General features: G+C 63.4%; 17 protein-coding genes. 6 read left to right on the plus strand and 11 right to left on the minus strand.

Annotation, left to right across the window (positions count from 1 at the left end; translation table 11 throughout):
• Positions 1-3: 3 nt before the first annotated feature.
• Together JOE27_RS06075 and calA are read right to left on the minus strand one after the other, a co-directional pair.
• Complete coding sequence (locus JOE27_RS06075) at positions 4-1,203, minus strand: sugar transporter (protein WP_046785789.1); 1,200 nt, start codon at positions 1,201-1,203, stop codon at positions 4-6.
• A gap of 221 nt (positions 1,204-1,424) precedes the next feature.
• Positions 1,425-2,477, minus strand: coding sequence for a vanillin reductase (gene calA, locus JOE27_RS06080; protein ID WP_125923797.1), 1,053 nt, complete (start codon positions 2,475-2,477; stop codon positions 1,425-1,427).
• Positions 2,478-2,658: 181 nt separating this feature from the next.
• Here calA and JOE27_RS06085 point away from each other — a divergent pair, with 181 nt between their 5' ends.
• Complete coding sequence (locus tag JOE27_RS06085) at positions 2,659-3,564, plus strand: AraC family transcriptional regulator (protein WP_119687267.1); 906 nt, start codon at positions 2,659-2,661, stop codon at positions 3,562-3,564.
• Positions 3,565-3,631: 67 nt separating this feature from the next.
• Here JOE27_RS06085 and thpR read toward each other — a convergent pair whose 3' ends face one another.
• Positions 3,632-4,177: an RNA 2',3'-cyclic phosphodiesterase gene (gene thpR / locus JOE27_RS06090; protein ID WP_119687268.1), complete on the minus strand. Its 546-nt coding sequence runs from the start codon at positions 4,175-4,177 to the stop codon at positions 3,632-3,634.
• A gap of 169 nt (positions 4,178-4,346) precedes the next feature.
• Between thpR and lpxO the strand changes: the two genes are divergently transcribed.
• From lpxO to JOE27_RS06110, 4 genes are all read left to right on the plus strand, one after another.
• Positions 4,347-5,246: a lipid A hydroxylase LpxO gene (gene lpxO, locus JOE27_RS06095; RefSeq protein WP_046785785.1), complete on the plus strand. Its 900-nt coding sequence runs from the start codon at positions 4,347-4,349 to the stop codon at positions 5,244-5,246.
• 24 nt (positions 5,247-5,270) lie between these two features.
• Positions 5,271-5,840 carry an N-acetyltransferase gene (locus tag JOE27_RS06100; RefSeq protein ID WP_204918243.1) on the plus strand — a complete coding sequence of 190 codons (570 nt, stop codon included), beginning with the start codon at positions 5,271-5,273 and terminating at the stop codon, positions 5,838-5,840.
• A gap of 113 nt (positions 5,841-5,953) precedes the next feature.
• Positions 5,954-6,793 carry a glutathione-dependent disulfide-bond oxidoreductase gene (gene yghU / locus JOE27_RS06105; protein ID WP_119687269.1) on the plus strand — a complete coding sequence of 280 codons (840 nt, stop codon included), beginning with the start codon at positions 5,954-5,956 and terminating at the stop codon, positions 6,791-6,793.
• Positions 6,794-6,961: 168 nt separating this feature from the next.
• The gene (locus JOE27_RS06110; protein ID WP_204918245.1) at positions 6,962-8,665 is read left to right on the plus strand and encodes an amidase; all 1,704 of its coding nucleotides are present in this window, start codon (positions 6,962-6,964) and stop codon (positions 8,663-8,665) included.
• Positions 8,666-8,784: 119 nt separating this feature from the next.
• Here JOE27_RS06110 and JOE27_RS06115 read toward each other — a convergent pair whose 3' ends face one another.
• The 8 genes from JOE27_RS06115 to JOE27_RS06150 form a co-directional block, all read right to left on the minus strand.
• Positions 8,785-10,671 (minus strand): methyl-accepting chemotaxis protein, encoded by a 1,887-nt coding sequence (locus tag JOE27_RS06115; RefSeq protein ID WP_204918247.1) that lies wholly within the window; start codon positions 10,669-10,671, stop codon positions 8,785-8,787.
• Positions 10,672-10,772: 101 nt separating this feature from the next.
• A complete protein-coding gene (locus JOE27_RS06120; protein WP_115274492.1) occupies positions 10,773-11,492 on the minus strand; it encodes an ABC transporter ATP-binding protein in 720 nt (239 codons plus the stop codon).
• Positions 11,489-12,289 carry an ABC transporter ATP-binding protein gene (locus JOE27_RS06125; protein ID WP_115274491.1) on the minus strand — a complete coding sequence of 267 codons (801 nt, stop codon included), beginning with the start codon at positions 12,287-12,289 and terminating at the stop codon, positions 11,489-11,491. The genes JOE27_RS06120 and JOE27_RS06125 overlap by 4 nt, the downstream gene beginning before the upstream one ends.
• Positions 12,286-13,152, minus strand: coding sequence for a branched-chain amino acid ABC transporter permease (locus JOE27_RS06130; RefSeq protein WP_115274490.1), 867 nt, complete (start codon positions 13,150-13,152; stop codon positions 12,286-12,288). Before JOE27_RS06130 ends, JOE27_RS06125 begins: the two co-directional genes overlap by 4 nt.
• Positions 13,145-14,038 (minus strand): branched-chain amino acid ABC transporter permease, encoded by an 894-nt coding sequence (locus JOE27_RS06135; RefSeq protein ID WP_115274489.1) that lies wholly within the window; start codon positions 14,036-14,038, stop codon positions 13,145-13,147. The genes JOE27_RS06130 and JOE27_RS06135 overlap by 8 nt, the downstream gene beginning before the upstream one ends.
• 63 nt (positions 14,039-14,101) lie before the next feature.
• Entirely contained in the window at positions 14,102-15,220 is a 1,119-nt protein-coding gene (locus JOE27_RS06140) for an ABC transporter substrate-binding protein (protein WP_119687274.1), read from the minus strand.
• Between the two features lie 192 nt (positions 15,221-15,412).
• The gene (locus tag JOE27_RS06145; RefSeq protein WP_115274487.1) at positions 15,413-16,702 is read right to left on the minus strand and encodes an OprD family porin; all 1,290 of its coding nucleotides are present in this window, start codon (positions 16,700-16,702) and stop codon (positions 15,413-15,415) included.
• Between the two features lie 138 nt (positions 16,703-16,840).
• On the minus strand, positions 16,841-18,160 hold the full coding sequence (locus JOE27_RS06150) for an MFS transporter (protein ID WP_119687276.1): 1,320 nt from the start codon (positions 18,158-18,160) through the stop codon (positions 16,841-16,843).
• A 334-nt stretch (positions 18,161-18,494) separates the two neighbouring features.
• Between JOE27_RS06150 and putA the strand changes: the two genes are divergently transcribed.
• A complete protein-coding gene (putA, locus tag JOE27_RS06155; RefSeq protein ID WP_204918249.1) occupies positions 18,495-22,430 on the plus strand; it encodes a trifunctional transcriptional regulator/proline dehydrogenase/L-glutamate gamma-semialdehyde dehydrogenase in 3,936 nt (1,311 codons plus the stop codon).
• The last annotated feature ends 31 nt before the right edge of the window (positions 22,431-22,461 follow it).

Raw genomic sequence — 22,461 nt, forward strand, 5'->3', positions numbered from 1 at the left:
CAATCAATGACTCAGGGCCTCGCGAAAGCGCCGGGTACTGGCCATTGCCAGCAGCAAGCCGACCACCGCCACACTGCCGCCGGCCCACCCGACAGAGGCCACCCCCATCTGGCTGCTGACGATACTGCCCAGCAACGCCCCACCGCCAATGCCGATGTTATAGATGCCCGAGAACAGCGCCATCGCCACGTCCGTGGCATCGGACGCCAGCTTCAGGGTCTTGGACTGCAGCGACAGGCTGAAGCTCAGGATCGCGACTCCCCAGAACATGCTCAGCCCGGCAAACAGATAGAAGTTGCTCGCCAGCGGCAACAGCAGCAGCAGGCAAGCCGCCAGCAAGCCGATCGAGCCTACCAGCAGGCCATGCGGAAAGTGGTCGCTGTAGCGGCTGAACAGCACCGAGCCAAACACCCCTGCACCGCCGAACAGCAGCAGCAACAACGTGATGCGCTCACCACTGATCTGTGCCACCTGCAGGGCAAACGGCTCAATGTAGCTGTACGCCGTGAATTGCGCAGTGATCACCAGGGTCACCAGCACATACGTGATCACCAGTGCAGGGCGTTTGAACAGGATCGGCAAGCTGCGCAGCGAACCGGAGTTCTGGCTGGGCAGCAGCGGCAGCGATTTCATCAGGCAAAGCATGGTGGCCAGCGCCACTCCGGCAATGCTGAGGAAGGTGACCCGCCAGCCCAGCGCCTCGCCCACCACGCGCCCCAGCGGGATGCCCAGGACCATTGCCAGGGTCGTACCGGTAGCCAGCAAGCCCAACGCCTTGGCCTGCTGGCCTGGCGGCGCCACACGCACCGCAAGCGAGGCGGTGATGGACCAGAACACGGCATGCGCCAGGGCGATGCCGATGCGGCTCAGCAGCAGCATGGCAAAACTTTGCGACAGCCACGACAGCAGGTGGCTGACCACGAACACCAAAAACACGAACAACAGCAGGCGTCGACGCTCGATGTTGCGCGTGAGCAGCATCATCGGCAGCGAGGCCAAGGCCACCACCCAGGCATAGATGGTCAGCATCAGGCCGACCTGAGCGGTGCTCATGTCGAAACTGCGGCCGATGTCGCTGAGCAGCGCCACCGGGACGAACTCAGTGGTGTTGAAGATGAAAGCCGCGAGGGCCAGGGCGATCACACTCAGCCAGCTGCCGCCACCGGTGGTTGGCGCAAGGTTGGTGGGGACAGGTCCGTTCATGGGGCGAATTCTATTCTCCGCAGGCAAGGCGAAAGGACGCGCGTCAGGGGCCAAGTATCGGCCGCGCTGAGGCACGGGTTTGTTATTGGAGGGAATGCCGGCATGGTACGCGTCAACAGCGCGCCTCACAACCAGACGCGCAGACGTGCGCAGGGGAATGGGCGCAGCCCCCAGACCAGATCGCCCATCTGGTCTGGGGGGCAACGCTTGGCTGGGATGGGTCAGCCCTGCAGCGTCGCCATGTCGATGACGAAACGGTACTTCACATCACCGGCGATCATGCGCTCGTAAGCCTGGTTGATATTGCGGATATCCAGCATCTCGATATCGCAACGGATATCGTGCTCGGCACAGAAATCCAGCACTTCCTGGGTCTGGGCGATACCACCAATCAGCGAGCCTGCCAGCACGCGGCGCTTCATCACCAGGTTGGCTGCGTGCAGCGCCGGGTCGATCGGCTCGATCAGGCCCACCAGGATATGCACGCCATCGAACTTCAGCGTCTCCAGGTACGGGTTCAGGTCGTGCTGCACCGGAATGGTGTCGAGCAGGAAGTCGAAGCGGCCGGCAGCGGCGCGCATCTGCTCGGCATCGGTGGACACGATCACATGGTCGGCGCCTTGGCGACGGGCTTCCTCGGCCTTGGCCTGCGAGCGGGTGAACAATGTCACTTCAGCGCCCAACGCCTTGGCCAGCTTGATACCCATGTGCCCCAGGCCGCCCATGCCAAGGATGCCGACCTTGTGGCCAGGGCCGACGCCATGGTGCTTGAGCGGCGAGTAGGTGGTGATACCGGCGCAGAGAATCGGCGCCGCGCTGGGCAGGTCCATCCCGGCCGGGATGCGCACCACAAAGTGCTCGCTGACCACGATGCTGCTGGAGTAACCGCCCATGGTGTTACTGCCATCGACCCGGTCCGGGGTGGCGTAGGTCATGGTCGGGCCTTCCAGGCAGTATTGCTCCAGGTCCTTGGCACAGGCCTCGCAGTGGCGGCAGGAATCGACCATGCAGCCGACGCCGACCAAGTCACCGACCTTGTGCGCCGATACCTTCTCGCCCACCGCCGTGACGCGGCCGACGATCTCGTGCCCGGGCATCAGCGGGTACACGGCAATGCCCCACTCATTGCGGGCCTGATGGATGTCGGAGTGGCAAACGCCACAGTAGAGGATCTCGATGGCGACATCGTCCGGGCGCGGGCTGCGACGCTCGAAGGTCATGGGTGCCAAGGGGCTGGTCGGGGTTTGGGCGGCGTAACCGATAGCAGTGTACATACAAGACCTCAGGTGAAAGTGAAACGATTCAGTCGATACATTTTCCGCATCCTCGCCCTCCCCGGCCACAGCAGATCCTCCGAGGTGAATGCCTGATTCACCGAACCTGGCCAGAGCCACCTGGCGCCAAGCCTCAAATCTGAGATGATGCAAGTGTCTGATTCTCTGCCCATGGTCCATCATGCAACTGACCCGCCACGTCGACGCCAACGCCACGCTGTGCGCCCTGATCCGCAGCCTGGCCACACGCCCGGGCTTCGTGCCCACTCATCTGCCACAGGTCCAGGTTTTGAGCTGGGACCATTACGTGGCCAGCAGCCCGCAGATCTACGAGCCCAGCCTGATGATCCTGGCCCAGGGCAGCAAGCTGGCGCGCCTTGGCCCGCGCACCCTAGAGTACGGCGCCGGGCATTACCTGGTGCAGGCGCTGTCGGTGCCGTTCATGTGCGAAACCTTCGCCACCGCCGAAGCGCCGTTGCTGGGCGTGGCTGTGGACATCGACCGTGGCGTGCTGGGTGAACTGGTACAGAGCATGGCGTTGGCGCCTGACCCCGCAGTGCAGGCGCAGACACCGCAGTCGATGACCTCGGCAGCGCTGGATGTGCCCATGCGCGAATGCGTCGAGCGGCTGTTACGCTGCCTGCAGGACCCGATAGACGCCAAGGTGCTCGGGCCGGCGCGGGTGCGCGAGGTTCTGTACACCGCACTGCGTGGGCCCCAGGCCGGGGTGTTGCGGGCGCTGGTCGAGCAGCAGGGGCACTTCGCGCGCATCGGCGCCGCCCTCGCTCACCTGCGTGAACACTACACCGAGCCGCTGAGCGTCGAGGCATTGGCTGCGCGGGCGAACATGAGCGTGTCGACCTTCCACGAGCACTTCAAGCGCTGCACCGACATGGCGCCGATGCAGTACCTCAAGCGCCTGCGGCTGCTCAAGGCGCAACAGATGCTGATCGGCGAAGGGCTGGGCGTGGCGCAGGCGGCGCACCGGGTGGGCTATCAGAGCACCTCACAGTTCAGCCGCGAGTACAAACGCCAGTTTGCCCGTAGCCCGGGGGATGAGCAGGCCTATCAGAGTTTGCCTGCCTGACTGTACGGGCGACAAGCGGGCCCAGCCAAGGCCGTCGACCAAGACATCGATACGCGCTAAACCCGCTTCACGCTGTCAACGGCCACTGCGCCAGCGGCAGGTACTGGCCTTTGCGCGACTCGTAGAGCGCGAAGTACCGGGCGACGATGAAGAAGTCGGGCGCCACGCTGGCCTCGGGCGCCTGGCCGCGAAAGTCCCGTGACAGGGTCAGGTGTGGCCGGTAATCATGGGCCTGCTCGGCAAAGCCCATGGGCAGCAGTGCCTGCTGCAGCCCATAGGCCAGCTGGCGCAGCGCAGCCGGGGCCTGCTGCGGCTCGAGCACCAGCACGTTTGCCCGCGGCCAGACCTTGAGCTGATCGAGCAGCAGGCGCAGGGGTGCATCAGGGCGCGCCAGGTTGTCCACCGCAGCGCAAATCGCCGGTACCTGCGCTGCATCCACATCGCCTAGAAACATCAGGGTCAGGTGGAAGTTCGCACTGGGCACCGGTTTGCCACTACGCAGCTGGAGGCCACGCCGCCACTGGCCTATCGCACGCTGCTGGGCGTCGGTTACCGGCAGGGCGAAAAACAGCCGTTTGAAGGGGGCGCCACTGCGGCGCGGGTCCTGAACCATGCGTGCTCCTTTACCTTAAACGTTTGCGCAAACTGCGGCCATTACACCTTGGTCGGCCGCAAATCTCGCCAACCTCGGTACAAACTATCTGTACAAACTCCCCCCATGATTGTTTATGCTGGCGGGCTTATGCCATGGCGCATGGCCATTTTTCGACAAGTAATCGTCCATGAAAATTGCACTCGTACTGATCTTTGCCCTCTCGATCGCCTATGTTCATCTGCGCGGTCGGGTACGCCACAAGCTCACCCGCCAATTGGGTGACCACTCCAGTTTCCTGGCCCCGGTCAACAGCTTCCTTTACCTGTTCTCCAGGCACCCGGCCAAACCCTATCTGCCGGTAGAAGCGTTCCCCGAGCTGCAGCCGCTCAAGGACCACTGGCAGGAAATCCGCCAGGAGGCCCAGCAGTTGCTGCATGTGGGCGAGATCAAGAAGTCCGATAATTACGACGACGTTGGCTTCAACTCCTTCTTCAAGACCGGCTGGAAGCGCTTCTACCTGAAATGGTACGGCGAAAGCCACCCGTCTGCGATGAACCTGTGCCCGCGCACCACCGAGTTGCTGCAGGGCATCGGCACGGTCAAGGCAGCCATGTTCGCGACCCTGCCGCCGGGCGCCAAGCTGGTGCGCCACCGCGACCCTTATGCCGGCTCCTATCGCTACCACCTGGGCCTTGACACACCGAACGACGATGGCTGCTACATCGATGTGGATGGCGAGAAGTATTCCTGGCGTGACGGCGAAGCCGTGGTGTTCGACGAGACCTACATCCACTACGCCGCCAACACCACCGAGCACAACCGGATCATTCTGTTCTGCGACATCGAGCGCCCGCTGAAATACCGCTGGGCGACTGCGTTCAACCGCTGGTTCAGCCGCAATGTGATGGCTGCCGCGGCAGCGCCGAACAATGCCAATGACAAGACTGGCGGCATCAACCGCCTGTTCACCCGGATCTACAAGATTCGTGAACGGGGCAAGGCACTGAAAAAACGCAACCGCATGCGCTACTACCTGGAGAAGTGGCTGGTGGTGGCGGCCTTGGTGCTGGCCTTCATCTATATCTGAGCAGGCCGGGAGCCTTTTGCCGCCATGATCCACATCCGCCCCATGACGCCCGAGGACTTCGAGCGTTTCTGGCCCACCTTCCAGGCCGTTGTCCAGGCCCGCGAAACCTACGCCTACGACCCTGCCCTGAGCTTCGAACAGGCACTCCAGCTATGGCTGGAGCTGCCTTTGCACACGCTGGTGGCCGAGCAGGACGGTGAGTTGCTGGGGGCATACTACCTCGAGGCCAATGCCGCCGGCCCCGGTGCCCATGTTGGCAATTGCGGCTACATGGTCGCCGAAGCCGCCCGTGGTCGCGGCGTGGCCAGGCTGATGTGCGAACACTCACAGAAACTGGCGCGTCAGGAAGGCTTCCTGGCGCTGCAGTTCAACTCGGTGGTGGCCAGCAATGAAGTGGCCGTGGCGCTATGGCACAAACTGGGCTTCGAGACCGTCGGCCGCTTGCCCAAGGCTTACCGCCACGCCCGCCTGGGCCTGGTGGACTGCCTGGTGATGTACAAATGGCTGGCCGACGAGCCGGTAGTGGAAAAACCGCCGCTGCTGATTGGCCGCAAGAACATCGAGGCGCGCGTGTCGCGGCGGCGTGGCCGCTAAACGTGTTGATACCCTGGCCCGCGCCACCGGATTTGCACTTTTCTGCGAACCCGTGGCATAGATGCGGGTCAACGCCTGTATGTGACCGTCTGCGCCACTCAAGGAGCCCCTGCATGAGCAAGTCCCCCTATGTTCCGCCCAAGGTCTGGCGCAATGAGTCAGCCTCTGGCGGCCAGTTCGCCAGTATCAACCGCCCGATCGCCGGCCCTACCCACGACAAGGCGCTGCCTGTTGGCAAGCACCCGTTGCAGCTGTACTCGCTGGCAACCCCCAACGGCGTGAAAGTCACCATCCTTCTTGAAGAACTGCTGGCCCTGGGCCACAGCGGCGCCGAGTACGACGCCTGGTTGATCCGCATCGGCGAAGGCGACCAATTCTCCAGCGGGTTCGTTGAGGTCAACCCCAACTCGAAGATCCCCGCCCTGCTCGATCGCAGCGTCGAGCCACCGGTTCGGGTATTCGAATCGGGTTCGATCCTGCTGTACCTGGCCGAGAAATTCGCAGCCTTCCTGCCCACCGGTGCGGCCGCGCGTACCGAAACCCTGAACTGGCTGTTCTGGCAGATGGGTTCGGCGCCTTATCTGGGTGGGGGCTTTGGCCACTTCTACGTGTATGCCCCGGAAAAGTTCGAATACGCCATCAACCGGTTCACCATGGAAGCCAAGCGCCAGCTGGACGTGCTTGAGCGGCGCCTTGCGCAAAGCCGCTACCTGGGTGGCGATGAGTACAGCATCGCCGATATCGCCGTGTGGCCGTGGTATGGCCAACTGGTACGCGGCAACCTGTATGGCGCAGCAGAGTTCCTTGCCGTGCATGAATACCCGCAGGTGCAACGCTGGGCCGAGGCGATCGCGCAGCGGCCGGCCGTGCAGCGGGGCACCCGGGTCAACCGCACCTGGGGAGATGAAGCCAGCCAGGTGCCCGAGCGCCATTGGGCGGCAGATCTGGATTAAGCGCGTATGGGCCGCCAAGCGGCCCTTTGCCCAGCAAGCCGGCAGCCGCAGGGCCAGACAATGCCCCGCTGCAAAAAACCATTTGCCCCTGCGCAAACCTGCTTCCGCCCAGCCCTTCTTGTACACTCCTCGCAAAAGCCCCCACCTGCACAAAATTTTGGTGAAAGCATGATCGAGGTAACCGAGGTTTCCATTGCCGAGCTGCGCGACGCGCTCGAAAAGGGCCGCACGACGGCGGTCGAGCTGGTCAAGGCCTACCTGGCGCGCATCGACGCCTACGATGGAGCCGATACCCCCACCGCGCTGAACGCGGTGGTAGTCCGCAATCCAGAGGCGCTCAAGGAGGCCGAGGCTTCCGACGCGCGCCGCGCCCGTGGCGAACTGCTCGGCCCGCTCGATGGCATCCCTTACACCGCCAAGGACAGCTACCTGGTCAAGGGCCTGACCGCTGCATCCGGCAGCCCGGCGTTCAAAGACCTGGTGGCCCAGCGCGACGCGTTCACCGTCGAGCGCCTGCGCGCCGGCGGCGCCATCTGCCTGGGCAAGACCAACATGCCGCCCATGGCCAACGGTGGCATGCAGCGCGGCGTCTACGGCCGTGCCGAAAGCCCGTACAACGCCGACTACCTGACCGCACCGTTCGCCTCCGGCTCATCCAACGGTGCCGGCACCGCCACCGCTGCCAGCTTCAGCGCCTTCGGCCTGGCCGAGGAAACCTGGTCCAGTGGCCGTGGCCCGGCCTCTAACAACGGCCTGTGCGCCTACACCCCATCGCGCGGGGTCATTTCGGTACGCGGCAACTGGCCGCTGACACCGACCATGGACGTGGTAGTGCCCTACGCCCGCACCATGGCCGACCTGCTGGAAGTGCTGGATGTGGTGGTTGCCGACGATGCCGACAAGCGTGGCGACCTCTGGCGCCTGCAACCTTGGGTGCCAATCCCGGCCGCCTCTTCGGTACGCCCGGCGTCCTACCTGGACCTGGCGGTTGACGCCAGCGCGCTCAAGGGCAAGCGTTTCGGCGTACCGCGCATGTACATCAACGCCGACCCCGAGGCCGGTACGTCCGAGAAACCTGGCATCGGTGGCCCGACCGGCCAGCGCATCAACACCCGTGCCACGGTCATCGACCTGTGGCAACAGGCGCGCCAGGCCTTGGAAGCAGCGGGCGCTGAAGTGGTTGAAGTGGACTTCCCACTGGTCTCCAACTGCGAAGGCGATCGGCCCGGCGCACCGACCGTTTACAACCGCGGTATCGTCAGCAAGGCGTTCCTGCATGACGAGCTGTGGGAACTGTCCGGCTGGGGCTTCGACGACTTCCTGCGTGCCAACAACGACCCCAAGCTCAACCGCCTGGCCGATGTCGACGGCCCGCAAATCTTCCCCCACGACCCAGGCACCCTGCCCAACCGTGAGGACGATCTGGCTGCCGGCATGGACGAGTACGTCAACATGGCCAAACGCGGCCTGAAGCGCTGGGACCAGATCGAAACCCTGCCCGACGGCCTGCGCGGGCTGGAAAAGACCCGCAAGCTGGACCTGGAAGACTGGATGGACGCCCAAGGCCTCGATGCGGTGCTGTTCCCGACCGTGGCCGACGTTGGCCCGGCCGATGCCGACGTGAACCCGGCCTCGGCGGACATCGCATGGAGCAACGGCATCTGGGTAGCCAACGGCAACCTCGCCATCCGCCACCTGGGCGTACCGACCGTCACCGTGCCAATGGGCGTGATGGCTGACATCGGCATGCCGGTGGGGCTGACCTTCGCCGGGCGTGCCTACAGTGACAATGCGCTGTTGAGTTTTGCGGCAGCCTTCGAAGCGACCGGCTCACGCCGCATGATCCCGCCACGGACACCGGCGCTGGGGTGATGGTCGCCTGAAAGGCCAATTTCTTGCGCACCCTTGAGATCGAGCGCCGCACCGGCGCTCGACTCGCGCAGCACCGCAAACCGCAGGTCAACATCCCAACGACCACACAAGCCTCTGGACTATTTCTCGATACAGAAGCTCGCCACCAATCGACGCAACTCCCGCGAACGCCCATCCAGCTTTTCACACACTCCCAACGTCTGCTCTTGACCCGCCTGCACATGCTGATTGAGCGTGACGATTTCGCCCACTTCGCGACCGATCGACTCGACCACCGCACGTTGCTGATCCGTGGCGGCAGCGACGGACTGGTTCATGTCATCGATATCGGCCAGACGCCCAATCACTGCATCAATACCCTCGCAGGCCTGAGCGATGACGTGAACGCTGCGCTCGGCGTGCTGGTGGCTGGCTACCATCGAGGCGATCGACGCTTGGGCGCCGACCTGCAGCGATTCGATCATGGCATGGATCTCCTGGGCCGACCTTTGGCTGCGATGTGCCAGTTGACGCACCTCGTCCGCCACCACCGCGAAACCTCGGCCAGACTCCCCTGCTCGCGCAGCTTCAATGGCTGCGTTGAGCGCCAGCAAATTGGTTTGTTGGGCGATGCTGTGAATCACTTCGAGGATGCGGCCGATGGCTTCGGTCTGGCCGCCCAATTGCTCCATGCTCGCGCGGGCGGTTTCAACTTGCGCCGCGAGCGCACCAAGTGCCGTGGAACCATCGCTGAGAATACGCTGGCCCTGCTCGGCCTGGTTGCGCGCCGCAGCACTTTGCACCGAAACATTGGCGGCGTTGCCGGCGATTTCCTGGGCGGCGGCACCCAATTGCTCGATGGCAGCGGCAACCGTGTCGCTGCGCTGCACCAGTTCGCTTGACTGGCGCAGGGTAGCCTGGCTGGCCTGGACCACGCTGCGCGCACCTTCATCGACGCCGACACTGCCATTGGCGACCAGCCCGATGGTGCGCTGCATGCGCTCGACGAAAAGGTTGAACGCCTGGGCCAGCTGGGCCAGCTCGTCCCGGCCGGTGGCAGGCAGGCGCTGGGTAAGGTCGCCTTCACCGGCGGCGATGTCCTGCATGGCGACGATCATGCGCAGCAACGGCTTTAGCAGCAAACGCAGCAGCACACCAAGGGCGAGCATCACCAACAGCACTGACACCAGCATGGCGATCAACGCCGAACCACTGAAGTCGCGCAGTTGCTGGTAAGCAAGGTCACGATCCACCGAAAGCCCGACATACCAGTCGGCACCCGGCAGCCCCGGTACCGGGACGAAGGTATCGATGCGAACCTGTCCATTCACCTTGTGCTCTTGCAGGTCACGACTGACTTTCAGGGGTTGCGCCGGGTCCAGTTCGTTGAGGCGACGGTTGATCAGGTCAGTCTGGGGATGCACCAGGATCTTTCCAGCGCCATTGACCAGATAGGCATAGCCTTTGCCCTGCAGGTCGACGCTGCCGATGATCTGGACCAGCGTATCGATCGGCATTCCCGCGCCCACCGCCCCAAGCAATTCGCCGGCACGCACCACCGGGGCAGCGGCGGCCATGATCATTTCCTGGGTAGCGGCATTGACATAAGGCTCGGTGAGGACGCTGTCGTTGCGCGCCTGCACACGCTGGTACCAATCGCGCTGGCGAGCATCATAACCGGCGGGCATATCTTGCTGCGGGCGAATGCTGAAACTGCCATCGGCGCGCGCCAGGTACACCATGTTGAAGGTGTTTTTCAGCACATCCTGGCCGAAGGCCTGCTCGACGGCGGCTTCGCGGGTATCGGCGGCCAAGCGCTGTGCCAGGCTTTCCACCAGCAGCACTCGCCCGCCAAGCCAGTTGTGAACGCTGTCGGCGGCCAGGGCGCCAACCTCGCGCAGCTGGCTTTGCAGCTCTCGGGCCAGCAGGCGCTTTTGCCAGATGTAGTTGTACAGGGTGAACGAAGCGAAGGCGCTGACCACGACCAGGGCAGCGGCCAACAGAATCTTGTGGCTGAATTTCATCATCAAGGCTCTAAAAAGGGCCGCGCAGTAAACCCTGCGCGGCCAAACACGCTCTACGCCATTCGCGGCCCCAGGAGCGCGAGGACGCGAATGCAGGCAGAGTCTCAGGCGACCCGCCCTCCCAGGTACAGTTCGCTGACTTGCGGGTCGTACATCAGCTCCCGAGCATTGCCGGTCAACGCCACACTGCCCATCGACAGCACATAGGCGCGGTCGGAGATGCGCAGCGCCTCCATCGCGTTCTGCTCCACCATCAGGATGGTCACGCCTTCCTGGTCGCGAACCTGCTGGATGGCTTCGAACACTTCCAGCAGCACTTTGGGCGACAGGCCCGCCGAGGGTTCATCGAGCAGCAGCAGGCTGGGCCTGGGCATCAGCGCCCGGGCCAGGGCAAGGATCTGCCGCTCACCACCGGACATGGACGCCGCGGGTGCGTTGAACTTCTTTGCCAGGATCGGGTAGGCCGTGCACAGTTCATCGATACGTCGCTGGTTGTCCTGGGGGCGCTGGTAGTGCCCGCCCACGTGGAGGTTTTCGCGGATGCTCAGGCTGGCGAACACGTTGTCGGTCTGCGGCACGAAGCCAAGCCGGCAGCGGCGGATCTTCTCGTGCACCGCTACCCGCGACACGTCCTGCCCCTGCAGCAGGACCTGCCCCTTGCGCGGCAGCAGGTAACCGGCGATGGTCTTGAGCAAGGTGCTCTTGCCGCAACCATTAGGGCCCAGCAAAGTAACGATTTCCTTCTGTTCGGCATGCAAAGTCATGCCGCGCAGGATGTCCACCTCGGCGCTGTAGCCGGCGACGACGTCCTTCACTTCGATCATGGCGCGTTCTCCTCGATGGCTTGCGGGCTGTGACGGCCACCCAGGTAGGCCTGGATCACCCGCGCGTTGGAGGCCAGTTTGTCCGGCCTGCAACTGGCGACGATCTCGCCGCGGTCCAGAACCACGCAGCGGCTGCAGACATCGCGGATGAAGTGCATGTCATGCTCGACGATCACCAGCGTCATGCCCTGGGCATTGAGGCGCTTGAGCGCTGCCACCAGGTCACGGCGCAGGTTGGGGTGCACCCCGGCGGTAGGCTCGTCGAGCAGCACCAGTTCCGGCTCGCCCATCAAGGCGCAGACAATGCCCAGCAGTTTCTTCTGCCCACCCGACAGCGCCGAAGCCGGCAGGTCGCGCACAGGGCTGAGCAGCAACTCATCGATCAGCCGCTCGGCCTTGGCCCGCGCCTGCTCTTCGGCCCGGCGCAGCGCCGGTAGGCCGAGCAGCGTGGCGAACACACCGTGCTGGCGAGTGCAGGCTGCCATCGCCACTTCGATGACCGACATCTTGGTGGGCATGGAAGGCAGCTGGAAAGTCCGGGCAATGCCGTGGCGGACGATACGGTGGGCCTGCAACCGCTCGATACGCCGTGCTCCCAGCGCAATGGCGCCGCCATCCACCGCTTCAAAACCCGTGATGCAGTTGAGCAAGGTGCTTTTGCCGGAGCCGTTGGGCCCAAGCAGGCCGACGATTTCGCCGCGCTGCACGTTGAAGCTCACGTCACGCAGCACCTGGTTGCCGCCAAAGGCCTTGGCTACCGATTGCACATTGAGCAGGTATTCGCGCGAAGCACTCATGCGATCTTCCTTACTTTTTCAGGGATCAGACCTTCGCTGCGCCACATCAGGCAGGCCAGCAGGATCGCGCCGATCAGGCCCAGGCGCAGGGCGCCGGCAAGGTCGGAATCAAAGCCCAGGTAATCCTTGGCGAAAGGCACCAGGCTGTAGGCGGCCTGTACCAACAACACCCCCAGCAGCACGCCGCGCAGGTTGCCCAGGCCACCGATCATCAACATGGTCCAGAGCAGGAAGGTCTCGGAGGCGAGCAGGTAGTCAGGGCCGACATAACTCATGAAGTGGGCGTACAGCGAACCGGCGATGGCGGTTAGCGCAGCGCTGACCATGATCGCCCTCGACTTCAGCGAGGTCAGGTCATACCCCATGCAGGCGGCCAGTTGCGGTTCCTCGCGCATCAGCCGCAGGGCACGGCCGAAACGGCCATCGGCAAGGCGCTGGCAGAGCAGCGTAGCGATCCCCAGCAGCACCAGCATCATCACCAGAAAGCCCACACCGTCGAACAGCGTAGGGATCGCGCCGATGCCTTGCGCTCCACCGGTAAGCCAGCCCTCGTTGGTCGCCACCACGCGCAGGATTTCGGCAATTGCCAGGGTGGCGATACCCCAGTAGTCCGAAGCCAGCTTGCGCCCCAGGCGGGCCACGCACCCGCCCAGACCCATGGCCAGAAGCACACCAAAGGCCATGCCGAGCCATGGCGAATAGCCAGCCTGGACCGCGATGCCGGTGGCGTAGGCGCCCAGGCCGGCGAAGGCGATGTGCCCGAAATTGAGCAGGCCGCCATAGCCGGCCTGCAGGTTGAGCCCCAGTGCCATCAGGCCATAGAGGCTGGCGAAGGTGAGCGCGGAAACAAGGAAATCAAACACGGCGCACCTCCCGGTCGAACAGGCCGTAGGGCTTGAACAGCAATGCCAGTAGCAGGATCAGGAACGCAGCGCCGCTGATGTAGGACACCGGCAGGAAGGCCATTTCCCGGCCCACCAGCCAACCGAAGTTCAGGTTGGTGACCAGGGTTTCGGTGAAGGCGATCAACAAGGCGCCGGCGACCGCACCCATGGGGTTGCCAAGGCCACCGAGGATGGCCGCAGCGAACACCGGCAGGAGCAAGTCATGCCCCAGGTTGATGTGGGCACCGGTGGACAATGCCAGCAGGCCGCCGCCAAGACCTGCGATGGCACCACTGGCGAAAGTCACCATCAGGGTGATCCGGGCAGCGTGCAGGCCGCTGGCGTTGGCCAGTGCCGGGTTGCCGGCCAGCGCGCGCATGGCACGCCCCAGACGGGTATGGAACAGTGCCACGGTGAACGCTGCCAGCAGAACGAGGGTGGTGGCGAAGAAGTACAGCTGGGTGTGGGTGATGCGCGCATCGCCCAACAGGATCGGCGCCTTCAGGGGTAGCTCGAACATCCGCGGGAAGGTACCCGCGCTGCCCTGGAGCGCGGCGACCAGCAGCATGGCGATGGCCAGCGAGCCGATCATGGCGATGGCCGGGCCACTTTTGAGCAGGCGCTGAAACACCAGGCGCTGCAGCACCAGGGTCAGGACACCGACCAGCAGTGCAGCAAACAGCAAGGCCAGCGGCAAGGGCACGCCGGCGGCATCCAGACCATAGGTCAGGTACGCACCAAGCATGGCGTACTGTACGTGGGCGATATTGGGAAACTTGACCAGGCCATACACCAGGCTGAGGCCGAAGGCGATCAGCGCCAGGTCGGTTGCCCGCAGCAAGGTATCGATCAGGAACTGCAACATGGAAAACACTCCGCAAGAGCAGGCACAAGCCCGCCCGGCGAACCGGGCGGGCGTATCGCGTACTTATCGAGGTACGACTTTGCCGCCGTCATACTTGAGCTTGGCGTAGGGCGGGTCGAGCCGCTGGCGGCCGTCGTCGAAGGCGACTGTGCCAGTCACGCCGTCATAGCCCTTGCCCACTTCCTTGAGCGCAGCCTGTACTGCGGCCGGCTCGGTGCTGCCGGCCTTTTCGATCGCCTTGGCCGCCATCAGCACAGCGTCGTAGGCATAGCCGGTGTAGGAGGTTTTCATGCCTTCCTTGTATTTGGCGGCGAAGGCATCGGCGTAGGCCTTGCCGGTCGGGCCAACGAACGACCCAACCTCCATCCCCAACTGGCCCTGGGCGATGTTGGCCGGCGTGTCCGACAGGCTCATGGACAACAGGATCGCGTACCACGGCTGTTCACGCAGCCCCAGCTCCAGTGCCTCGCGGTTGATGACCGCAGACTCCTGCCCATAGGCGGTGTAGATGTATGCGTCCGGTTTGCTGCGGGCGATCTGTTGCAGTTCGCGGCGGTAGGTTGACTGGCCGGCGGTGTAGAGCGTCTCGTTGACGATCTTGCCGCCGAGCTTTTCGAACTCGGCGCGAAAACCGTGTGCTACGCCCTGACCGTAGGCATTGTTCGGTGCCAGGACGGCGACGTTACGAAAGCCCAGGTCCCAGGCATCCTGGGAAGAAAACTTGTTGCCCTTGTCTTCCAGGCCGATCAGGTTGAACGAGCTACTGCCCAGGTCGCGGATCTTCACGCTGGTGCTGGCGATGTTGATATGCACCACGCCCTCTTTCACCAGATACTGGCCCATCGGGATGCTGATACCCGACGAGTATTCGCCGATCACCACCGGCACCTTGTCGACGCTGACCAGCTTGCGTGCGGCGTTGATGGCGGTGGTGGGATTGCCGCCGGAATCTTCGACGATGACCTGGAATGGCTTGCCGAGCACACCACCGTCGGCGTTGACCTTGTCTTCAGCCAGCTTCACGGCGCGGCGCACGTCTTCGCCAACGGTGGCGTTGGCGCCCGTCAGGGAGAGCACGGCGCCCATCTGCACAGCGTCAGCGGCAGACGCGAACGGCGCGGCCGTGGCCAGGGTAAATAACATCGAAGTCGAAATAAGCATGGAGCGGAACTTGAAAGGCATAACTGTCTCCTTGGAATGATCGTGACGGCGTCGCCGTCGCTCACTGCGTCATGCAGCCCCCTGCGCCAGCGGGGCAAAACAGCTCAAGCACCGATGCTCCCTGAGTCGCTCGTGGCAAATCACGGACGCACCGCTCCGGTCCTCCCGAGGGTTGCGGGAGGAGGAAAAATTCATTGCATCGCTTCGAAGCCCTTACCAGATAGGCACGGTGTAACTGACGGTCAGGCGGTTGTGATCGATATCGCCCAGCACGTCGCTGCGCAGTACGCCGTTGCGCCAGGCGACGCCCACGCCTTTCAATGGCCCGCCTTGCACCACATAGCTCAGTACGATGTCGCGCTCCCACTCTTCACGGTCGGAACCAACGGCAGTCTTGATCTGGTCGCCCTTGAGCCAGGTGACGCTGGCGTTCAGGCCTGGTACGCCGAGCGCGGCGAAGTCGTAGGCGTAGCCGCCCAGGATGGTGCGCTCACCCGCGTAGGTGAAGTTCTGCACCAGGCTGTCGGTGATCACATAAGTACTGGTGCCCCCTGCGCCCTCGTTGGCCAGGCCGCCCTGGTTCAACTGGGTGAAGACGCTGTCGTCCGACACCTGCTGGTAACCCAGGGTCAGGGCATGGCCGCTCAGGGCGTAGGTGAACTTGGCGCTCCAGGTCGAGTTGTCCAGTTCGCCATCGTTGCCGCTGGCATTGGTCGATGCCAGGTAGCCTGCAGCACGGTCGGCATTCTTGCCATCAGAGGTGGTGCGGAAGTAGCGCAGGTCGGTCTTGAGCACGCCGGGGCCTAGTGCCAGGCTGTGCAATGCACCGAGGAAGTGCTGGTCGTAATAATCTTCGAGGTTGGCGAAGTAATACTGCAGGGTCAGGTCCTTGATGCCTTTGTAGTCGCCCCCGGCAAAACGCAGATGGTTGCTTTCCTGGCTACCGCCGGCGATCGACATGCCGGTGAAGTTGCTCGACATACGGCCCACCACATGCTCGATCTGGCCGCCAGTGAGGGTCAGGTTGTCGATCTCGTTGCTAGTGATCTGCCCGCCTTCGAACAGCTGCGGCAGCATGCGGCCGTCGTTCGACCAGAGGATGGGCAGCTTCGGCGTGAGGATGCCATAGCGGGCCTCGGTCTTTGACAGGCGTACCTTGCCAGTCAGGCCACCGCGGCTGAAGTTGTCCACGGCCTCGCCGTCGCTGTCGGCCGGAAAAATGGACCGCGCACCCGGTGCATCGAGCTTCACGCCGAGGGTGTAGGTGGCATCTGCCCCGAAGCCGACCAGCCCCTGGGTGAAACCGGACTGCACGTTGAGCAGGAAGGCCTGGCCCCACTCGTCCTGGGTCTGGGTATCGGTGTCACGGAAATCGTGGTTGAAATAGAAGTTGCGTAGCTCCAGCTTTGCCGTGCTGTCTTCGATGAACCCTGCGGCAAGTGCCTGCCCGCCGAAACTCCCCATGGCCGCAAGAATGGCCAGATTCAATAGTTTTCTCTTCATGTGAAGCGACTCTCCCTTGTGTATTGCTTTTATTAGGACGCACGCCCCCGCGGGGCTGCCATGGCAAGGCAGGCCCGGGGAACGGATACGGAGTGGCGACAGATAGAACCCGGAGCGCGCAGGCTCCGGTCATTGCATTCAGGAAGCGCGAGCGCCGCCTTGAATTTCGTCGTCTTTGCGACGTTTACCAACGGACAGGATGGCGACCAGCGAGATGGCTACGGTTGCCAGCATGTACAGGGCCACCGGCTGCCAGTCGCCCTTGTACTCGGACAGCAGCCAGGTTGCGATCAGTGGAGCCGTGCCGCCCGCCAGTGCAGCGCCCAGCTGGTAGCCCAGGGTGATGCCGGTGTAGCGCACGCGGGTGGAGAATATTTCCGAAGACAAGGTGCCGAGCACGGCGGTGACCGGCGCCCAGAGCACGCCGAAGCCGATGACGGTGGCGACGGTGATGCCCCATTGGGTGCGGGTATCGAGCAGCATGAAATACGGCACGATGTACAGCGCAATGGCCAGGATGCCGCCGATGTACACGCGCTTGCGGCCGATGCGGTCAGACAGCCAGCCCATGACCGGGATCAGCAGCGAGGCCACCAGGGCACCGATCATCACGGCGTTCAACGCCGAGACTTTCTGGTAGCCGAGGTTGTTTACCGCATAGCTGACCACGAAGGTCGAGAAGATATAGAACGGCGCCGTCTCGACCACTTTCAGGCCCGCAGCGATCAGCACTTCACGCCAGTGATTGCGCAGCGTCTCCACCACCGGCATTTTCGAAACGTTACCGCTGGCCTTGGCTTTCTTGAAGTCCGGAGTTTCGTCGAGGCCGTGACGGATCCACAGGCCGAGGAACACCAGGCCGGCGCTCAGCACGAAGGGCACACGCCAGCCCCAGGACAGGAAGTCTTCCTCGGGCAGCATCGCCATCAGGCTCACGGCCATGGTGGCGAGCAGCATGCCGAGGGTCACGCCCACTTGCGGCACGCTGCCGAACAGGCCCTTGCGGTTGGCCGGTGCGTATTCATAGGCCAGCAACAGAGCCCCACCCCACTCGCCTCCAATGCCAAGGCCCTGGACCACCCGCAGCAGGATCAACAGGATCGGTGCCCAGACGCCGATATGTTCATAAGTAGGCAGGCAGCCGATCAACACGGTTGCGCCCCCCATCAGCGACAACGTGATGACCAGAGTTTTCTTGCGCCCGATGCGGTCGCCGATATGGGCAAACAGTACGCCGCCAATAGGCCGAATAAAGAACGTCAGGGAAAACGACAAGTAAGCCAGTAACAGCCCAACGACCGGATCGAAGTTAGGAAAGAACAGTTTGTTGAACACCAGCGCGGCGGCTGTTCCGTAAAGAAAGTAGTCGAACCACTCGATCGAACTGCCTGTGAGGCTGGCGACCAACGCGCGGCGACGGGTCTTGGCCGATTGCGCCTCGGCGAGGGAATTGCTCATGTGTTATGCCTTATTTTTTTTGGGTTGGGCCACAATGACCCAAGTATCACTGGGTAGCACCGATCCTAGTTTTCATCGGGCACAAGGTGCAACCACACATTTTGCTATAGGTATAACAAAATGGGTGAATGAGACCAAAATGCACCATTGCAGTGCGCGCCATGCACGTGCCAAACGTTTGCTGCCTTGGGCCGGCACATAATTATTTTTATTGAACAAACATCCAATAAAGTTCATTGGAACTATTGGGTTGCACTAGGTTGCACCTTTATTGATTCCGGGTTTAATCTGCGCACCGTTCCGTTTAGCCAACTACCTACCCGGTGATAACAACATGGCAACCACCACACTTGGCGTAAAGCTTGACGACGCCACCCGCGAGCGACTCAAACAGGCTGCACAACAAATAGCCCAGACGCCGCACTGGATGATCAAACAGGCCATTTTCAACTACCTGGAGCAGATCGAAGGCGGCATGACGCCCGCTCGGCAGTCTGGCCTGGCCGCTGTTGCAGGCGAAGAACAGGCAGAACACCTGGATGAGGGCGCCTTGCAGGTATTTCTCGACTTCGCCGAAAGCGTCCTTCCGCAATCGGTGCTGCGCGCTGCCATCACCGCAGCCTACCGCCGCCCCGAAGCGGACGCCGTACCAATGCTGCTGGAGCAGGCGCGCCAGCCGGCAGAGATGGCGAAAGCGTCTCACCAGTTGGCTTACAGCATCGCCCAGAAGCTGCGTAACCAGAAAAGCGCCGGCGGCCGTCAGGGGCTGGTACAAGGCCTGCTGCAGGAGTTCTCGCTGTCGTCGCAGGAAGGGGTGGCATTGATGTGCCTGGCCGAGGCCCTGCTGCGCATCCCCGACAAGGGCACCCGTGACGCCTTGATCCGCGACAAGATCGCCAATGGCAATTGGAGCCAGCACCTGGGGCAGAGCCCGTCGATGTTCGTCAACGCCGCCTCGTGGGGCCTGCTGATCACCGGCAAACTGGTGTCGACCCACAATGAGACGGGCCTGTCGTCCTCACTCAACCGCATCATCAGCAAGAGTGGCGAACCACTGATTCGCAAGGGTGTGGACATGTCCATGCGCCTGATGGGCGAGCAGTTCGTCACCGGTGAAACCATCGGCGAGGCCTTGGCCAACGCGGCACGTCGTGAAGCAAAAGGCTTCCGCTACTCCTACGACATGCTGGGTGAAGCTGCACTGACCGAGCATGACGCGCAGAACTACCTTGCCGCATACGAACAGGCGATCCATTCCATCGGCAAGGCCTCGCACGGGCGCGGCATCTATGAAGGCCCGGGCATCTCGATCAAGCTGTCGGCGCTGCACCCGCGGTACAGCCGCGCCCAGTACGAGCGCGTGATGGAAGAGCTGTACCCGCGCCTGTTGTCGCTGACCCTGCTGGCCAGGCAGTACGACATCGGCCTGAACATCGACGCTGAAGAGGCCGACCGCCTGGAGCTGTCGCTCGACCTGCTCGAGCGCCTGTGCTTCGAGCCATCACTGGCCGGTTGGAACGGCATCGGCTTCGTCATCCAGGCCTACCAGAAGCGCTGCCCGTACGTGATCGACTACGTCATCGACCTGGCCAAGCGCAGCCGCCACCGCCTGATGATCCGCCTGGTCAAGGGCGCCTATTGGGACAGCGAGATCAAGCGCGCCCAGATCGACGGCCTGGAAGGCTACCCGGTCTACACCCGCAAGGTTTACACCGACCTGTCCTACATTGCCTGCGCCCGTAAGCTACTGTCGGTACCGGAGGCCATCTACCCGCAGTTCGCCACCCATAATGCTCACTCACTGGCGGCCATTTACCATATCGCCGGGCAAAACTACTACCCGGGTCAATACGAATTCCAGTGCCTGCATGGCATGGGCGAGCCACTGTACGAGCAGGTGGTGGGCAAAGTGGCCGATGGCAAGCTGAACCGCCCGTGCCGCATCTATGCACCGGTCGGCAGCCACGAGACCCTGCTGGCCTACCTGGTGCGCCGCCTGCTGGAAAACGGCGCCAACACCTCGTTCGTCAACCGTATCGCCGATCGCTCCATTAGCCTTGATGAGCTGGTCGAAGACCCGGTGCTGCAGGTAGAGAAGATGGCCGGTCAGGAAGGCGCGCTAGGCCTGCCGCACCCGCGCATCCCGCTTCCGCGCAACCTGTATGGCACCACCCGCCTCAACTCCGGCGGCCTTGACTTGTCCAATGAGCACCGGCTTGGCTCATTGTCCTCGGCGCTGCTCGCCAGCGCCAACCAGCCCTACACTGCCGGGCCAACGTCAAGCAACGATTGCAGCCACCCGCGCACCGTCACCGCCGTGCGCAACCCGGCGGATCATCGCGACCTGATCGGTCAGGTGTACGAAGCCAACGAAAGCGATGTGCAAAACGCCATTCTGTGCGCCCAGGCCAGCGGCCCGATCTGGCAGTCGACCCTGCCCGCCGAGCGCGCGGCCATTCTGGAGCGCGCCGCCGACCTGATGGAAAGCGAGATGCAGCAACTGATGGGCCTGCTGGTACGCGAGTCTGGCAAGACCTTCAGCAATGCGATCGCCGAAGTCCGTGAAGCGGTCGATTTCCTGCGCTACTACGGTGCCCAGGCTGGCAGCTTCAGCAACGACAGCCATCGCCCACTGGGCCCTGTGGTGTGCATCAGCCCTTGGAACTTCCCGCTGGCGATATTCAGTGGCCAAGTCGCCGCCGCCCTGGCCGCTGGCAACACAGTGCTGGCCAAACCTGCCGAGCAGACGCCGCTGATCGCGGCCCAGGCCGTGCGCATCCTCCATGAAGCCGGCGTGCCGACCGGCGTCGTGCAACTGCTGCCAGGCCGGGGCGAGACCGTTGGGGCGAGCCTGGTCGGTGACAGCAAAATCAGGGGGGTAATGTTCACCGGCTCCACCGAGGTCGCCGGCATCCTCAGCCGCAACCTTGCCGGCCGCCTGGATGGCCAGGGCCAGACGCTGCCGCTGATCGCCGAAACAGGCGGCATGAACGCCATGATCGTCGACTCCTCGGCACTGGCCGAACAGGTGGTCGTGGATGTCATCAGCTCTGCGTTCGATAGCGCCGGCCAGCGCTGTTCAGCGCTGCGGGTGCTGTGCGTGCAGGCAGACGTGGCCGACCACGTCTGCCAGATGCTGCGTGGCGCGATGGCTGAATACCGCGTCGGCTCGCCAGAGCGCCTGGATACAGACATAGGCCCGGTGATCGACCGCGAAGCCCGGGACAACATCGTCAACCACATCGAGCACATGCGCCGTAAAGGCCGTACCGTCTTCCAGGCTGCCCGGGCCGACGGCCAGGTGCTGCAACGGGGCACCTTCGTGCTGCCAACCCTGATCGAACTGGACAGTCTCGACGAACTGGAACGGGAGATCTTCGGCCCCGTGCTGCATGTGGTGCGCTACGAGCGCAGCGAGCTCAACCAACTCCTGGAGCAGATCAACGCCAGCGGTTACGGGCTGACCCTTGGCGTGCATACCCGCATCGACGAGACCATCGCCCAGGTGGTCGATACCGCCCGCGTGGGCAACCTCTACGTCAACCGCAACATCGTCGGGGCCGTGGTCGGCGTACAGCCGTTCGGCGGTGAAGGGCTGTCCGGCACCGGCCCGAAGGCAGGTGGCCCGCTGTACCTGTATCGCCTGCTCGCCACCCGCCCGCACGATGCCGTGGCGCAGGCCCTGGCTGACGGCGATGGGCATGCGGTTGCAGCCCCCACAGACCTGGAAAATGCGCGCACGGCCTTTGCCGCTTGGGCCGAGCAGAAAGAACCGGAAATCGCCAACCTGTTCGCCCGCTATCTGGAGCAGTCGCAAAGCTACACCACTCACCTGCTCGCCGGCCCCACCGGTGAGCGCAACAGCTACACCCTGCTGCCGCGGGAGGTGGTGCTGAACCTGGCCGAAAACCGCCTGGACCTGCTCGCCCAACTCGCCGCCAGCCTGGCGGTCGGCAGCCGCGCGCTATGGCTCGATAGCCATCAGGCCCTACGCGCAGAACTGCCAGCATCGGTGCAAGCGCGCATCGACAGCATCAGCGACTGGACCGACCCGGACGCCCATTTCGACGCGATTCTGCACCATGGCGATAGCGATCAATTGCGCCACGTCAGCCAGCTGTCTGCACGGCGCCGCGGCGCCATCGTCGGCGTGCACGGCCTGGGGCGGGCAGACACTGACATTCCACTGGAACGCCTGCTGATCGAGCATGCCCTTAGCGTCAACACAGCTGCGGCCGGTGGTAACGCCAATCTCATGACCATCTGCTAGGCCCACGATCGGAACCGGCGCAGCGCATCCT

Source organism: Pseudomonas sp. M5 (genome assembly GCF_016907075.1).
In the GTDB taxonomy this organism is placed as follows: Bacteria; Pseudomonadota; Gammaproteobacteria; order Pseudomonadales; family Pseudomonadaceae; genus Aquipseudomonas; species Aquipseudomonas putida_E.